This is a genomic window from Segniliparus rugosus ATCC BAA-974 (assembly GCF_000185725.2).
Classification (GTDB): domain Bacteria; phylum Actinomycetota; class Actinomycetes; order Mycobacteriales; family Mycobacteriaceae; genus Segniliparus; species Segniliparus rugosus.
The window spans coordinates 1,338,157-1,351,852 of sequence record NZ_KI391954.1; the positions used below are offsets into that span (position 1 = coordinate 1,338,157).

Annotated in this window: 10 protein-coding genes; 8 read left to right on the plus strand and 2 right to left on the minus strand. The window is 69.6% G+C overall.

Features of this window, described 5'->3' with window-relative positions:
• Nucleotides 1-111 precede the first annotated feature (111 nt).
• The 7 genes from HMPREF9336_RS16135 to HMPREF9336_RS16165 all read left to right on the plus strand — a co-directional run bounded on the left by HMPREF9336_RS16135 (nt 112) and on the right by HMPREF9336_RS16165 (nt 9,833).
• Complete coding sequence (locus tag HMPREF9336_RS16135) at nt 112-1,266, plus strand: phosphotransferase family protein (protein WP_007468854.1); 1,155 nt, start codon at nt 112-114, stop codon at nt 1,264-1,266.
• Nucleotides 1,254-2,603 (plus strand): replication-associated recombination protein A, encoded by a 1,350-nt coding sequence (locus HMPREF9336_RS16140; RefSeq protein WP_007468855.1) that lies wholly within the window; start codon nt 1,254-1,256, stop codon nt 2,601-2,603. Before HMPREF9336_RS16135 ends, HMPREF9336_RS16140 begins: the two co-directional genes overlap by 13 nt.
• Nucleotides 2,604-2,613: 10 nt before the next feature.
• A complete protein-coding gene (locus tag HMPREF9336_RS16145) occupies nt 2,614-4,326 on the plus strand; it encodes a DUF4185 domain-containing protein (protein WP_007468856.1) in 1,713 nt (570 codons plus the stop codon).
• A 44-nt stretch (nt 4,327-4,370) separates the two neighbouring features.
• Nucleotides 4,371-5,330, plus strand: coding sequence for a hypothetical protein (locus tag HMPREF9336_RS16150; RefSeq protein WP_007468857.1), 960 nt, complete (start codon nt 4,371-4,373; stop codon nt 5,328-5,330).
• Between the two features lie 88 nt (nt 5,331-5,418).
• Nucleotides 5,419-8,082 (plus strand): alanine--tRNA ligase, encoded by a 2,664-nt coding sequence (alaS, locus tag HMPREF9336_RS16155; RefSeq protein ID WP_021030870.1) that lies wholly within the window; start codon nt 5,419-5,421, stop codon nt 8,080-8,082.
• Nucleotides 8,075-8,569 carry a Holliday junction resolvase RuvX gene (ruvX, locus tag HMPREF9336_RS16160; protein WP_007468859.1) on the plus strand — a complete coding sequence of 165 codons (495 nt, stop codon included), beginning with the start codon at nt 8,075-8,077 and terminating at the stop codon, nt 8,567-8,569. Before alaS ends, ruvX begins: the two co-directional genes overlap by 8 nt.
• Nucleotides 8,570-8,765: 196 nt before the next feature.
• On the plus strand, nt 8,766-9,833 hold the full coding sequence (locus tag HMPREF9336_RS16165; protein WP_007468860.1) for an endolytic transglycosylase MltG: 1,068 nt from the start codon (nt 8,766-8,768) through the stop codon (nt 9,831-9,833).
• 127 nt (nt 9,834-9,960) lie between these two features.
• Here the strand turns inward: HMPREF9336_RS16165 and HMPREF9336_RS16170 are convergent, their stop codons facing one another.
• Both HMPREF9336_RS16170 and HMPREF9336_RS16175 read right to left on the minus strand, forming a co-directional pair.
• Entirely contained in the window at nt 9,961-11,214 is a 1,254-nt protein-coding gene (locus tag HMPREF9336_RS16170) for an HNH endonuclease signature motif containing protein (RefSeq protein WP_007468861.1), read from the minus strand.
• 80 nt (nt 11,215-11,294) lie between these two features.
• Nucleotides 11,295-12,236, minus strand: coding sequence for a TIGR03564 family F420-dependent LLM class oxidoreductase (locus tag HMPREF9336_RS16175; RefSeq protein WP_007468862.1), 942 nt, complete (start codon nt 12,234-12,236; stop codon nt 11,295-11,297).
• Between the two features lie 109 nt (nt 12,237-12,345).
• Here HMPREF9336_RS16175 and hemL point away from each other — a divergent pair, with 109 nt between their 5' ends.
• Nucleotides 12,346-13,668: a glutamate-1-semialdehyde 2,1-aminomutase gene (gene hemL, locus HMPREF9336_RS16180; RefSeq protein ID WP_051357456.1), complete on the plus strand. Its 1,323-nt coding sequence runs from the start codon at nt 12,346-12,348 to the stop codon at nt 13,666-13,668.
• Nucleotides 13,669-13,696: the final 28 nt, after the last annotated feature.

Sequence of the window (13,696 nt, forward strand, 5' to 3'; positions counted from 1 at the left end):
GCTTTGCGCACCGCCGACGGAGCGCTGATCGCAGGCCGGGGTTTGTAAGAGAGCTCTAAGTCTGCGTCGTGTTTCCGTTTTTGTCAGTCTGCGCGAGTATGTTGGAGGGCGATGTCACTTCTCACGGATCCACCGTCGCTCGGCACCGCGCAAGCCGCCTCGGTCATCGCCGCCGCGGTCCGCTTGCTCACCAAACGGACCGGGGCCGAGGTCACCCTCGTCGAGGTCGAGGACCTCGGCGGCACCGGCCAGACCTTGGTGGTCCGCGCGCGGGTCGGGGAGAACCCGTTCTCCCTGCCAAGGACCCTGGTGATCAAGCAGACGCCGCCGCAGGGCAGCAGGGAGATGTTCACGAGGGAAGTGGTGAGCTACCAGTTCACCACCTCGCTCGCCACCGGGGACCGACCGGGGCCGGAGCTGCTGGCCTGGGATTCGGAGGAGCGCGTGCTCATCATCTCGGACCTCGGCGAGGCGACGCCGATGTCGCAGGTCCTCGCCTCGCAGTCGGGCGGGGAGGAGAACGCGCTCATGGCCTGGGCGCAGCGGCTGGGGCGGATGCACGCGGCGACGGCCGGCCGCGAGATCGACTTCGCTGCGCTGCTGCGCCGCGCCAAGGTGCCGCCCAGCCGGGACATCATCGGCCAGCAGGTGCAAGGCGCGGTCCTCGCGCTGCCGAGGCAGCTGCGCGAGCAGCTGTCCCTGGAGACTCCGGAGGAGGTGCGGGCGATCGCGGCGAAGGCGAAGGAGCTGTTCGACAAGGGCACGATGCGGGCGTTCAGCCCCGCCGACCCCGGCCCGGACAACATCCTGCTGACCGCCGACCAAGGCGTGCGATTCCTGGACTACGAGTGGGGCGGTTTCCGCGACGCCACGTTGGACATCGCGTACGCGTTGGTCACCTATCGCGGCGCCATGCGAAAAGAGGAGAGCAAGGAGTACTGGTCGGAGCTGGACCAGCGGATCGTGCAGGCATGGCGGGCCGAGGCGGTCGCGGTGTGGCCCGCGCTCGCCGACGATGTCACGCTGCAGAAGCGCGTGCTCGGCGCGATGCTGATCTGGGTCTGGCTGACCACCGCATGGTGGCTGCCGGGGCACGGCAGGGACGGCGCGTGGTCGCACCGGCACTCCCTCTCCACGCCGACGCCGCAGGCGTTGATGGCGCGCTGGGAGGGGCTGCTCGGCCTCGCGAACGCGGCGGGCGACCTCGCCGTGGCGGAACACGCTGAAACGGTGATCGCGGCACTGCGCGCGGCATGGCGTTGGTGAGCGCGGCGCACGTCCCCCTCGCCGTGCGTATGCGCCCGAACGACGTGGCGGATGTGCTGGGCCAAGACCATCTGCTCGGACCGGGCCGACCGCTGCGGCGGTTGGTGGACGGCCACGGGGTCGCGTCGGTGGTGCTGCACGGGCCGCCGGGGACAGGGAAGACGACGATCGCCTCGCTGCTCTCCAGCGCGACGGGGCGCGAGTTCGTGGCGCTTTCCGCGCTCACGGCGGGCGTGAAGGAAGTCCGAGAAGTCATCGAGGACGCGCGGATGCGCTTGGCCGCCGGTGTGCGCACCGTGCTGTTCATCGACGAGGTGCACCGCTTCTCGAAGACGCAGCAGGACGCGCTGCTCGCCGCAGTGGAGCACCAGATCGTGCTCCTGGTCGCGGCCACCACGGAGAACCCGGGCTTCGCGGTGGTCTCCCCGCTGCTCTCCAGATCGCTCGTCCTGGAACTGCGCCCGCTCGCCCGCGAGGACCTGGACGCGCTGATCAGCCGGGCGCTCGCCGACGAGCGCGGCTACGGCGGCTCGGTGGCGCTCTCCGACGAGGCCCGCGAGCATCTGCTGCGCGTCGCGGGCGGCGACGCGCGGCGCTTGCTCACCGCGCTGGAGGCGGCGGCGGACCTGGCGCAGGCGGAGGCCCCCGACTCGGCGGCGTGGACGGTCTCCCTCGACCAGGTCACCGCGAGCTTGGACGAGGCGATGGTCCGCTACGACAAGGACGGCGACCAGCACTACGACGTCGTCAGCGCGTTCATCAAGTCGATCCGGGGATCGGATGTGGACGCGGCGCTACACTACCTCGCGCGCATGGTGATCGCGGGCGAGGACCCCCGCTTCATCGCCCGCCGGCTCATGATCCACGCCAGCGAGGACGTCGGCATGGCCGACCCGACCGCGCTGACCGTCGCGACGGCGGCGGCGCAGGCGGTGGCCATCGTCGGCCTGCCGGAGGCGCGCATCATCCTGGCCCAGGCGACCATCCATCTGGCCACCGCGCCGAAATCGAACGCGGTGATCCAGGCGATCAGCGCGGCGGAGGCGGACGTGCGGGCGGGCAAAGCGGGGCCGGTGCCGCAGCATTTGCGCGACGGCCACTCCTCCTACGCGCGCAAGACGAGGAAAACAGCCGGGTACCGCTACCCGCACGAAGCCAAGGACGGGGTGCTCGCCCAGCAGTATCCGCCCGACGAGCTGGTCGGCGTCGATTACTACCGGCCGACCGGCCACGGGTTCGAGCGGGAGCTGAGCGGACGGGTGCCGAAGCTGCGCAATATCGTCCGAGGCGGGCCCAAACCGAGACGGGCGGTCCAACCGGAAGACGGCAAAGGCTAAACTGGCGCGAATGCAACGACGACAAGCGTGGCTGCTGGCTGGGCTGCGCTACGCCTCAATCGCCGGCGGGCTTGGCCTGCCCGCAACCCCTTTCCTCTGGTCGCTCGCGGAAGCTCCGGCGCAAGCGGAGCAGCGGCATTGCGTGGTCTCCTGCGAGGACGACGGCCCGGACGAGGCTCCGAAACCGGCTAAGGACATCAGCATCGTCAGCGTCGAGCCCGTGCGCCCCGAGGACGACCCGGAACCGGAGGAGGAGGTGGAGGCAGAGCCGGAGGAGGCGAGCCCCGAACCGGCGGAAGAGACGGCTCCAGACCCCGACGAGCCCGACGCGGACGCGGAGCCCGACGAGGAGCCGGAAGCAGACGAGCCCGCCGACGACCCGATCCGGCCGCTTGTCGCGGACGACATGGTGGGCGGCGTCGGCCCAGACGGACGGCGGATCGAAACCGACTGGCGGATGGACGGGGCAGACCTGGGCGTGGCCGTGGACCTTGGCACGAACGCGCGGGGCGAGCGCGTCATCGGCTACATTTTCGGCGACGCGACCAGCCGCAACCAGCCCTTCTCGCACGGCGGCCCGGACATGGACGCCGAGGTCACCTGGGCGAATCCGATGCTGTACACGCACCTGGACCAGTACGGGAACGAGATCGTGGACGGATTCGCCGACGAGGACGACGTTCCGGCCTACCCCGCGTGGTCGGTGCGGGGAGTGTGGGACTCCCTGCAAGCCGCGGGTGTCGACCCCGAGCCGCCCCCGGCTCCGGATCCGGGCCGGATCGGCCTGCCGCTGGACCTCATCGGCAGGGACGCGGCGGGCGGGACCCCGGACGGCGCGATGTTGGACGTGGTGCGCTCCATCGGCGGCAAGGCGAAGGGGAACGGCCCGGCTTCGATCGTGCCGACCTCGGCCATCGTCGTCGACGACAAGCTCTTCGTCGCCTTCCAGGTGGCGAACAATTGGGACGTCTCGGCGCAATGGACCACCTTGCAGGCGCAGATCGTCCAGTTCGACCTCGACCCCGACACGCGGCGGGTCGTCCTGCCGATCCCCGAGCTGCCCGTGCCGACGCTCGTGCTGACGAACCCGCACGGGCAGCGGCCCGCCTCCAAACCCAAAGATTGGAACCGGGGAGCCCCGTTCCAGCAGATGGAGTTCGCCATGGTCCAGCCGTCCGAGGACGAACCGCCGCTCGTCTACATCGGCGGGACGCAGGAGGGCCGCGCCAACGACGGGCTGCACATGGCGCGTTCCGCGCCGGACGACTTGCTGGACCCTGAGCGCTGGGAGTATTACACGGCCAAAGGCTGGCAGCGCCCGAAAGCGGGGAAACCGCTCGGCGCGCTGCCGGTCACCCCGCCGCTGCCCTCGGCGCTGGGCAGGAAGTACGGCCCGCAGGACGGCATAGGCGAATCGAGCCTGCTGCAGGTCGGCCCGTACCTCGTCTTCGTGTACACGAGGAACATGCAGACCCCGATCGCGATGCGGATCGCGCCGCTGGACCGTCCGACCGAGTTCGGCCCGGAACTCGCTGTGGTCACCGGCGACGGCCGCGAATCCAGCCTCAAAGACCCGAGGGGGGTCTACGGCGGTTTCCTCAGCTCCGCGCAAAGCGACGGCGACACACTGGTCGCCACGATCTCGCATTGGGGCGGCTACGGAACATACCAAGTGCGGATCACGTTGAGCGACCCGCTCGGCCCGGCGTTCGACGGCGGATAGCCCCGGCTCTGGATGCTCGGGCCGATATCAGGCAAGATGGAGTGATGGCCGCGACACCTGGACAGCCGGAGCACTTCCCGCCAGAGAACAGCCCAGAGAACAGCGGGGTGCCGCAGTGGTTCTATCCGGCCCTCGGGCTGCCGCAGACCCCCGATCCGGAAACCGGACCGCCGCACCCGGTCGGCTACCCCGCCCCTCCCGCGCAGGCCCAGCAGCCCGAGCAGACGCGGCTCGGGCAGCCGAGACGGTGGGAGAAGGCGCTCGCGGCGGGGTTGGTCCTCGCCTGTATCTTCCTGCTCGGCTGGTGGTGGGGCATGCGGCGCTCGGAGAGCGGGGAGCCCGGCCCGCTGGCGCTGATCGAGGCCCCGAAGCCGAAGCCGGACAATCTGGCGGCGCTGTCGGACGACGAGCTGTTCGCCCTGCTGCCCACCGAGGACGACTATCCGACCGGCTGGAAGGTGACGAAGACGCGCGGCGCGGACAGCCCAGATTCCGAGATGCCGCAGTCGAGCATCAGCCCGCCCGAGTGCGACATCCGCAAAGCGACCAGGAAGGCGGACATCGTCGGTTCGGTGAAGGGGGAGTCGACCGGGATGCTGCTGGTCGAGACTTCTTCCGCGGAAGTGCGCCTCGTGCGCGACCCCCAGGGCTCAGGCTCGTTCGCCGCCGCCGAGGACTTCGCGAAGCGCTGCCCGACGGTGACGCTCAGCTCGGAAGGCTCCACGGCGGTGATGCGGCTGCGCGCGGAGCGGGACACTGTGCCGGGAGCATCGGAGTCGATGACCATCACCATGCGCGGGCGGCTGGAATCCTCGATGGCCATCTCCATCCCGGTCGTGCTCACCATGACCGGGGCCCGGTCGAGGGGGCTGGTCGTCATGGGCTCCGGGATGCGAGCAGGGTTCGCGCTGTCCTTGCCGCAGTCCGACGACGGCTCCACGGGGGATCCCGACGTGGTGGGGCAGCTGCTCCGCAAGACGATCCAGCGGATCAAACAGAAATAGCCTTCCTGGGTCCGGGGCGGTCTCCCTCGCTCGGGCTCGTTCCTCGCCGCTTCAGACCTTGCGGACGCGTCCGGTAGGCTAGACCCCCATGCGGACAGCGGAGATTATCGAGCGCTTTCTCGGGCATTTCATCAAAAATGGCCATGAGCTGACCCCGAGCGCTTCGCTCATCCTGGACGACCCGAACTTGTTGTTCGTCAACGCGGGCATGGTCCAATTCGTGCCGTACTTCCTCGGCCAGCGCACCCCGCCCTCGCCCCGGATGACGAGCGTGCAGAAATGCGTGCGCACCCAGGACATCGAAGAGGTCGGCGTGACCACCCGGCACAACACCTTCTTCCAGATGGCGGGGAACTTCTCCTTCGGGGACTACTTCAAAGAGGGCGCGATCCAGTTCGCCTGGAGCCTGTTGACCTCCTCGGTCGAGGACGGCGGCTACGGCTTCGACCCGAACCGGCTGTGGGCCACCGTCTACGAGGACGACGACGAGGCCATCGAGCTGTGGAAGAAGGTCGCGGGCCTGCCCGACGAGCGCATCCAACGCCGAGGCCCCGCCGACAACTACTGGTCGATGGGCATCCCCGGCCCGAGCGGCCCCTGCTCGGAGATCTACTTCGACCGAGGGCCCGAGTTCGGGGCGGACGGCGGCCCCGAGGCCGACGAGGACCGGTACCTGGAGATCTGGAACCTCGTCTTCATGCAGAACGAGCTGGCCGCGATCCGCAGCAAGACGGACTTCGACATCGCGGGCCCGCTGCCCAAGCGCAACATCGACACCGGCATGGGCGTCGAGCGGGTCGCGTTCCTCCTGCAGGGGGTGGACAACGTCTACGAGACCGACGTGGTGCGCCCCGTCATCGACTGCGCCGAGCAGCTCACCGGCCGCCGGTACGGCGCGGGCTCGCACGCGGACGACACGCGCTTCCGGGTCATCGCCGACCACGCCCGCACCGCCGTCATGCTCATCGGCGACGGGGTGAACCCCGGCAACGACGGCAGGGGCTACGTGCTGCGCAGGCTCCTGCGCCGCATCGTGCGCTCGGCGCGCCTGCTGGGCGCGACGGAGATGGTCACTCCCGCGCTGGTCCGCGAGGTCGTCGCCGCGATGAGCCCGATGTACCCCGAACTGCTCAGGGAGGCGCCCCGGATCGAGCGGATCGCGGCTGGCGAGGAGACCGCCTTCCGCAACACCATCGACTCCGGCTCGAAGCTCTTCGAGCAGGTGGCCGAGGGCGTGCGCAGCTCCTCGGGGAAGGTCATCCCAGGGGCCGAGGCGTTCGCGCTGCACGACACCTACGGGTTCCCGCTCGAGCTCACGCTGGAGATGGCGCAGGAAGTCGGCCTCCAGGTCGACCAGGAGGGCTTCGCCCGGCTCATGGCCGAGCAGCGCAACCGGGCCAAAGCGGACGCGAAGGCCCGCAAGCAGGCCCATGCGGACCAGTCGGTCTACCACGAGCTGCTCGACGGCCCGGCGACCGAGTTCACCGGCTACGACGAGCTGTCCTCGCGCGGTTCGATCCTCGGCATCGTCGTGGACGGGCAGCTCGCGAACGAGGTCCACGCGGGCCAAGAGGCGCAGATCATCCTCGACCGCACCCCCTTGTACGCCGAATCCGGTGGGCAGCTCGCCGACACCGGCTCGATCAGCGCGCCGGGGGCGCACGCGGACGTGACCGACGTGCAGCGGATCGCCAAGCGCCTCTTCACCCACCGGGTCAAGGTCACAGAGGGCGCGTTCGCGGTCGGCGCGGAGGTCACCGCGCAGGTCGACTCGAAGTGGCGGCACGGCGCGAACCAAGGGCACTCCGGCACGCACCTGGTCCACGCGGCGTTGCGGCAGGTCCTCGGCCCCGAGGCGACGCAGGCCGGATCGCTCAACAAACCCGGCTACCTCCGGTTCGACTTCCGCTGGCACAGCGCTCTCTCGCCCGAGACCCGCCAAGACATCGAGTCCGTCGTCGCCGAGGCGGTGGAGACCGATTACCCGGTGAACACCTTCGTCACCGACATCGACCGGGCCCGGTCGATGGGCGCGCTCGCCCTCTTCGGCGAGAACTACGGCGAGCGCGTGCGGGTCGTGGAGATCGGCGGGCCGTTCTCCATGGAGCTGTGCGGCGGCACGCACGTGGCCTCGTCCGGGAAGATCGGCCCGGTGGTGCTGCTCGGCGAGTCCTCCACCGGCTCGGGCACCAGACGCGTGGAAGCGCTGGTCGGCTACGACGCGCGCGAGCATCTCGCGAAAGAGCGCACCCTGCTCGCGGCGGTCGCCTCGGCGGTGGGATCGCCCGCGGCCGAAGCTCCCGACAAGGTGCGCGCCCTCGTGGAACGGGTGAAGACCCTGGAGCGGGAGATCGCGCGGCAAGCCCAGGCGCAGGCCCGCGCGCAAGCTGTCGGCCTCGCCGCGACGGCGGTCCCGGTCGGCGCGGTCGAGTTCGTCGGGGCCGAGGTCGACTCCGACGATTTGCGCGGCCTCGCCACCTCGCTGAAAGACGCCTTCGGCCCGCGCGCCGCGGTCGCCGCGCTGTTCCACAAGTCCGGCGGCAAGGTCTCGTTCGCGGTGCTCGCGACGAAGGCCGCCAACGAGCGCGGCGCGAAGGCGGGCGAGCTGCTGCGCGCCATCGCCCCCGCGCTCGGCGGACGAGGCGGCGGCAAGGACGACCTGGCCCAAGGCTCCGGCACGGAGGCCTCCGGCGTCGCGGCGGCGCAGGCGGCGTTGCGAGAGGAGCTCGCCGGGCTCGGGGCTCGTGCCTGATCCCCTCGGCCCGCGCCTCGGCGTCGACTTGGGGCAGGCCCGGATCGGGCTGGCCATCTCCGACCAAGGCGGGGTTTTCGCCGCGCCGCTCATGGCGCTCGAACGCGCGACGGGCAAACCGCCCAAGCTGGCCCTCGCGGACGACCTCGCCGCGTTGGCCGGGGTGGTCGAAGAGCACCGGATCGCCCTCGTCGTCGTCGGCTGGCCGAGGAATTTGAAGGGCGAGGCGGCGCGAGCCGCCCGCACCGCCGAAGAGTTCGTCGAGCGCTTGCGCGCGGCGGTCGCGCCAGTGCCGGTGCGGCTGGTGGACGAGCGGGTCACGACGCTCTTGGCGCACCGACAGCTGCGCGAGGCCGGAGTCAGTGGCAAACGTCTCGTCCGAAAAGGGCAACGCGGCGTGGTCGATCAGCTGGCGGCTACGGCGATTCTGCAAGGATGGCTCGACGGGCCAGGACGTGAAGAGACACAAGGAAGTGGACGAGAATGAGTGACCCGATGCGGCCAGGCCTGCGCGGCGGAGGAAGGGCTCGGCCCGAAGTCGTGGGACCGCCGAAGCTGCCCGCGCAGCGCGGCACCCGAGCGATGCGCGACCGGTCTCCGGAGATTCTGCGCCGTCGCCGGATCGCCGCCGTGCTCCTCCTCGTCGGCACGCTGCTGATCACAGGGAGCGTGGTCTTCTTCTGGTGGGGCGGCGACGAGCCGCCGCCGAAGCCCCCGCCCCGGACTTCGCCGGCCCGCCCGGCCCGCAGCTGGTGTTCCACGTCGCCTCGGGCGAAGGCAATGCGATCATCGGGGAGCACTTGGTCGCGCGGAATGTGGTCAAGAGCAAAGAGGCGTTCCTCGACGCGGGGCTGACTTCCATCAACCCCGGCTACTACGTGCTCCCGACGAAGATCCCCGCCGCGCTCGCCCTCTCCAAGCTCACCGAGCGCGGGAAGAAAGAGGTCGTCGGCTATCTCAGCGTCCCCGGCTCGCGCGCGCTGGACGGGACGATCACCACCACCGGCAAACGCACTCCGGCGATCTATGACATCATCGCCGAGGCCAGCTGCGTGCGGTTGAACGGCGAGGAGCATTGCGTCTCGGCCAGCGATCTGCGCTCGACCGCGCAGAACGCGACGCTCGACGAGCTCGGGGTGCCGAACTGGGCGAAAAAAGAAGTCGCGGGCTTCCCCGAAGGCGTGCCCCGCGACCGCAGGCTGGAAGGTCTGATCGTCGGCGACATGAACTTCGACCCGCAGGCCGACCCGTTGACGATCCTGCGCTACTTGATCGAGAGCACGGCGGCGCAATACGAGGAGCTGGGCCTGCTCGACGGCGCGAAGTCGTTGGGCTGGACCCCGTACCAGACGCTCGTCGGCGCTTCGCTGATCGAACGCGAGGTCGTCTTCCCCGAGGATCTGCCGAAGGTCGCCCGAGTGATGCTCAACCGGCTCGCCGCGAACCAGCCGCTGCAGTTCGACTCCACGATCAACTACGTGCTGGACAAGCAGGAGGTGGGGACGAGCGACGACGACCGGCGCAACCCCACGCTGTGGAACACGTACGTCCGTCCCGGCCTCACCCCCTCGCCGATCTGTTCGCCGAGCTACGCCGCGATCAAAGCGATGATCAAACCTGCCGATGGCAAGTGGATGTACTTCGTGACGGTGGACGACAAGGGCACGACGCTGTTCAGCGACACCTACGAGGAGCACCTGAAGAATGTGGAGACCGCGAAGGCGAACGGCTTCATTCCGCACGAGAACTAAGGCCGAGGCCGGGGGCGAACCTCGGAGGTTGTTGGTCAGGCTGTGGCGATCTCAACCAGAACCTGTCTGGATCCCCGTCAACAGGGCTGACACCACTGCAGGACCATAGCAACCTCGCGCCTGCCGCTCAGTCGGGGTTGGTGGTGTAGTGCTGGCCGGTGGGTGATGTCCATGTGACGGCGCCGTCGGGGTTTTGTTTGTCTCGCCATCGTCCATGGGTTTTAGCTTGGTGGTGGTGTTTGCAGAGTCGTTTTATGTTTTGGGGGACGGTTTGTCCGCCTGATGCTGGGTTGTGGTGGTTGAAGGGGTGCGTATGGTCGAGTTCGGTTCTCGCTCGGCGATAACAGCCTGGGAAGCGACAGTGTTTGTCGCGGGCGTTGACGTGGGTCTCAACAGCTGAAGTCGGTTTGTAGAGGTCCGACGCGGTGGTGAAGCGGATGTTCTTCGACGCTTTGGCCATCGCTCTGGCTAAGTCGGGGTCGATGGGGGCTCCGGCGAGCCAAGCGGGCAGATCGGAGAGGTTGGCGAGGACGGCGAGGTCCACGACGAGTTCGACGGGTTTGGCCTGGGGCGCGGGTCGTTGCGCCGCCTTGCAGGTGTCGCGTCCGCATTCGCAGGCGAGGTGGCCTTCCCCGTGGCCGGCGAGGGCGGCGAGCGCGTCGCTCCGGCGGGTCCACATGGCGCGGGGATCCCCAGGGCAGACGGTCCTTGCGGCGGCGTCGAGCTTGTCTTTCACCATCGCGGCTTCCATGAGGGGCATGGCGCCCCAGATTTTCGCCATGCCGTCGCCAATGGGTTTGAAGAACAAGCCTCGCTCGGCGTGGGCCTTCTGGCGGCGTTGTTTCGTCCATTCGGAGTCCCAGCGGATGTATTGGGCCTCGATCAACCCTTGGATCTTCGATTGGGAGCACAAACGCCAACGCGGAGCGCGCTCCGCGAGCCAGACGTCGAGCTTCTCCCGCCACCCCGCGGGAGCGGACTCCAACGACTTGCCCACCAAACGGGCGACCTTCGCGGTGACCTCCCCGGCGGCGAGCCTCGCGCCCAACTCCGGGTAATGCTCGGTCATGTCCTCCGCGAACGACAACACGCCCTTCGCCTCCCTGGACGAGACACCGAGCGCCGGGGCGAGTTCGAGGATCGCCGCCTCACGAGCCGAAAAGGTGAAGATCCCCTTCCCCAAGACCTTCTCCTCCTCGGCCTTCCGCCGGGCGATCCGCTCCGCCGCGTCCGCCACCAACGCCGCCTTGCGGGCCAGCAGCACCGCGTCCAGGCGCTCCACTTCCCGCAACGCCGCATGCACGTCCTTCATATCCGCACACGCGTCCGGCCGGAGGCTGGAAAACAACTCCTCCGCAGCGACTCCCACAGTCCCGCTCATACATTCGACTCTACCAGAAAGTGTGTTACATCACAAGAGAAAACCAGATGCTTTTTCACCGACGTGATCGAGCATACGGGCTATTGCTGTGCGAGCGTGCCCGCGAACTCCCACGTCCGCAGTCGCGCTTCGGCACCGCCGAGTTGCAGCCCTTGCGTGAGGACGACCTCCGTGGCCCCCGCATCGAAAAGCCGCCGCACGCCACGCGCCAACGCGGCCTCGTCGCCGATCAACGCGAGGTCCACCGGATGCCCCACGCCTTCCCGCTCGACCACAGCCCGATACGAGGGGAGCGTCAGATAGAAGTCGAAGATCGAAGCCGCCCGCCCCCGGACCTCCTCCGCGTCGTCCGTCAAGACCGCCGCGACCAATGCGATCACGCGAGGCGCAGGCCGTCCCGCCTGTTCCGCCGCGGCTCGGATCGTCGGCGCGATGAACGACTCGATGGTGCGCGGCCCGGTCAAAAACGTCACCGTCCCATCCGCAAGCTCGCCGGTCGCCCGCAACACCTGCGGCCCGAGAGCCGCGACCACCACCGAAGGCCCCGGCTGCGAGCCGGGCAGTTCCAGCGTCCATTCCCCAGAGCGCGCGGTCAGCGTCTCTCCCTCGAACCGCGCCGCCCCGGTGCGTTCGATCTCCGCGAGCACCTGCAGATACTCCCGCAAATGCGCGATCGGCTTCGCCGGGCTCGACCCGAACTGCTCACGCAGCAGGTCCGCGCCGCCGAGCCCCAGCCCCAGGCTGAACCGGCCGCCGGTTGCCGCCTGCGCGACCCTGGCCTGTCCGGAGACGACCAGCGGATGACGGGGGTGCAGCGGCGTCACGGCGGTGCCGACGGCGAGCTCTGGAACGCTCGCGCCGACGACCGCCGCGAGCGTGATGGCGTCGTAGCTCAGAGTCTGGCCGAGCCAGAGCGAGCCGAGGCCGAAGGCCTGCGCCCGGCTCGCGAGATGGGTCGCGTCCTCGACCGCGTTCCCGTCCGGGGCGAGTTCGAAATGGTTGAGCGCCACGCCGAGAGTCATGCCGCCAGGGTAGTGAGATCCTCGGCCCAGGCGGGAGCCTCGCGTCCGCTGCCTCGGACCCGATTGCGATACTGTTGCTTCTGTGACCACCGCGCCCGAACCCGCCGCAATACCCGCCTCGCAGACCGCGTTCGAGCGAGCGAGCCGGGCCATCCCAGGCGGGGTGAGCTCGCCGGTTCGGGCGTTCGGCGCGGTGGGCGGCACACCTCGCTTCATCGCGAAGGCGCAGGGCCCTTGGCTGGTCGATGTGGACGGGCTCCGGTATTTCGATCTGGTGTGTTCTTGGGGGCCGATGCTGCACGGCCACGCGCATCCCGAAATCGTGGCGGCGGTGGCCCAGGCGGCCAGCAGAGGGCTTTCCTTCGGAGCCCCCACCGAAGGGGAGGCCGAGCTGGCCGAGGAGATCATCGCCCGAGTCGCGGGGTCTGGAGTCGAGCAGCTGCGCCTGGTCACCTCCGGCACCGAGGCGACGATGAGCGCGATCCGCCTCGCCCGCGCGCACACCGGACGCGCCAAGATCGTCAAGTTTTTCGGCTGCTACCACGGGCACTCGGACGCGCTGCTCGTCGCGGCGGGCTCCGGGGCGCTGACGTTCGGCACGCCGTCCTCCCCAGGGGTGACCCCTGGGGCCGCCGCGGACACGCTCGTCTTGCCCTACAACGACGCGCGCGCCCTCGTCGAGCTGTTCGCCGAGCGGGGGAACGAGATCGCCGCGGTCATCACCGAGGCGGCTCCGGGCAACATGGGCGTGGTCGCGCCCACGCCCGAGTTCCAAAAAGCGCTGGCCGAAGCGCCGCGCGCCCATGGGGCCCTGCTCATCTCGGACGAGGTGATGACCGGCTTCCGGGTCAGCAGGGCCGGTTGGCACGGGCTGTGCTCCAAAGCCGGCGGGCTTGGCGGCGTTCCGGCGGACCTCGTGACCTTCGGCAAAGTCATGGGCGGCGGCCTGCCCGCCGCCGCGTTCGGCGGCCGCGCCGAGATCATGGCACAGCTCGCGCCCGCAGGGCCGGTGTACCAGGCGGGCACGCTCGCGGGCAACCCGCTCGCCACGGCGGCGGGCCTCGCGTCGCTGCGCCTCGCCGACGATGCGGCCTACGCGCGGCTGGACTCCGCCGCGGAGGAAATCATCGGCATGGTCGTCAAGGAGTTCGCCTCGGTCGGGCTGCCGGTCGCCATCGGCAGGGCGGGGAACCTGTTCTCCGTGTTCTTCTCCGACGCCCCGCCGAACGACTACGACGCGGTCCGAAAGACCGAGACCTGGCGCTACCCGGCCTTCTTCCACGCCATGCTCGAGAACGGCGTGCACCTGCCGCCGAGCGCCTACGAGGCGTGGTTCGTCTCGACCGCGATCACCGACGAGGCGCTGGACGTGTTCGCGAAAGCCCTCCCCGCAGCGGCCCGAGCCGCCGACAAGGCCTCGGCGGAGCGATAGGCCGCCGCGTGCGCGCCGCAATGCTCGT

Coding starts and splice junctions, on each gene's coding strand:
- HMPREF9336_RS16135 (WP_007468854.1), top strand. CDS start 112: ATGTCACTTCTCACGGATCCACCGTCGCTCGGCACCGCGCAAGCCGCC.
- HMPREF9336_RS16140 (WP_007468855.1), top strand. CDS start 1,254: ATGGCGTTGGTGAGCGCGGCGCACGTCCCCCTCGCCGTGCGTATGCGC.
- HMPREF9336_RS16145 (WP_007468856.1), top strand. CDS start 2,614: ATGCAACGACGACAAGCGTGGCTGCTGGCTGGGCTGCGCTACGCCTCA.
- HMPREF9336_RS16150 (WP_007468857.1), top strand. CDS start 4,371: ATGGCCGCGACACCTGGACAGCCGGAGCACTTCCCGCCAGAGAACAGC.
- alaS (WP_021030870.1), top strand. CDS start 5,419: ATGCGGACAGCGGAGATTATCGAGCGCTTTCTCGGGCATTTCATCAAA.
- HMPREF9336_RS16170 (WP_007468861.1), bottom strand. CDS start 11,214: ATGAGCGGGACTGTGGGAGTCGCTGCGGAGGAGTTGTTTTCCAGCCTC.
- HMPREF9336_RS16175 (WP_007468862.1), bottom strand. CDS start 12,236: ATGACTCTCGGCGTGGCGCTCAACCATTTCGAACTCGCCCCGGACGGG.